Genomic DNA, 1,543 nt, shown 5'->3' with positions numbered 1-1,543 from the left:
ATAACCTTGATATCCCTTTCCTCAAGTGCGCGTATAACGTTGGCTTCGTAAGAGTGGACCGCGCGCTTCAGCCAGGCTTCAAACTTGCGGACTGAACCGCCCCGGGATTGCCGGAGGCTCCAATTCTTGAGAAAGTGGAGCCATGATGAGCAAGACAACGAACAAGTTTTCACCTGAAGTCCGAACCCGCGCGGTTCGGATGGTCCTGGAACATGAGGGCGAACATCAATCCCGATGGGCGTCGGTGTGCTCGATCGCCGCGAAGATCGGCTGCACGGCGCAGACGCTGAATGAATGGGTCAGGAAGTCCGAGATCGACAACGGTCATCGGGCTGGCGTCCCTACGGAGGTCGCGGATCGGCTGAAGGCCCTGGAGCGGGAGAACCGGGAGCTTCGGCAGGCGAACGAGATCCTCCGCAAGGCCAGCGCTTATTTTGCTCAGGCGGAGCTCGACCGCCGGTTCAAGCCATGATCGGCTTCATCGACGATCAGCGGCAGGCGTATGGGGTCGAGCCGATCTGCAAGGTGTTGCCGATTGCCCCATCGACCTACCACGCCCATGTGGCCGGCCGCCGCGATCCGGCCCGGCTTTCCGCGAGAGCCCGCCGGGACGGCGTCCTGAAGAAGGAGATTCATCGTGTCTTCACGGACAACTACGCGGTTTACGGGGTTCGCAAGGTGTGGCGACAGATGAAGCGCGAGGGCTTTGACGTGGCCCGCTGTACCGTTGCCCGGCTGATGAAGGCCCATGGGCTTCGGGGTGTTATCCGAGGCAAGTCGGTGCGAACGACAGTGAGCGACAAGGCAGCCCCTTGCCCTCTGGATCTGGTCAATCGCCAGTTCCGGGCGCCACGCCCCAACGTGCTGTGGCTCTCAGACTTCACCTATGTGGCGACCTGGCAGGGCTTCGTCTACGTGGCCTTTGTCATCGACGCCTTTGCCCGGCGGATCGTTGGCTGGCGAGCCAGCCGGAGCGCACACGCTGGCTTCGTGCTCGACGCCCTAGAACAGGCCCTCCATGACCGCAAGCCTGTGCACCGCGGCGGACTTGTCCACCATTCGGACCGCGGTGTTCAATACGTTTCGATCAAGTACACCGAGCGGCTGGCAGATGCAGGCATCGAGCCATCGGTCGGAAGTATCGGCGACAGCTATGACAACGCTCTGGCCGAAACCATCAACGGCCTGTACAAGGCTGAAGTCATTCACCGGCGCGGGCCATGGCGCTCCTTCGAGGCGGTTGAGTTCGCCACCCTCGAATGGGTCGACTGGTTCAACAATCGAAGGCTTCTCGAGCCCATCGGCAATATCCCGCCCGCTGAAGCCGAGGAACGCTACTACACCATGATGGAGCAATCCGCCATGGCGGCGTGACTCAAACCAAAATGCCTCCGGCAATCCCGGGGCGGTTCAGATGTTCTCGGATGCGAGGTACCTGAAGGCTCTGTTGGATCAGAAGAGCAAGCTTAAGTGGCTTCTGGCTTGATACCATGCTGGACAACAGGACCCTTAAGGAGCTGCTTGCAAGAATGGTGAGGCCCAA

The 1,543-nt window shown here is 60.7% G+C and carries 1 protein-coding gene and 1 other annotated feature; the gene reads left to right on the top strand.

Annotation, left to right across the window (positions count from 1 at the left end):
- Nucleotides 1-145 precede the first annotated feature (145 nt).
- Nucleotides 146-1,374 (top strand): IS3 family transposase gene (locus tag ABWQ00_RS16015; protein ID WP_353239653.1). Its coding sequence is split into 2 segments (ribosomal slippage): nt 146-434 and nt 434-1,374, totalling 1,230 coding nucleotides; the frame shifts between segments, so codons are not numbered across the junction.
- Nucleotides 427-543 (top strand) — a sequence feature (AL1L pseudoknot). (Overlaps the previous gene by 117 nt.)
- Nucleotides 1,375-1,543 lie beyond the last annotated feature (169 nt).

Source organism: Limnohabitans sp. (assembly GCF_040400975.1).
GTDB lineage: Bacteria > Pseudomonadota > Gammaproteobacteria > Burkholderiales > Burkholderiaceae_C > Limnohabitans_A.
This window is presented reverse-complemented; position numbering and strand designations above follow the sequence as displayed.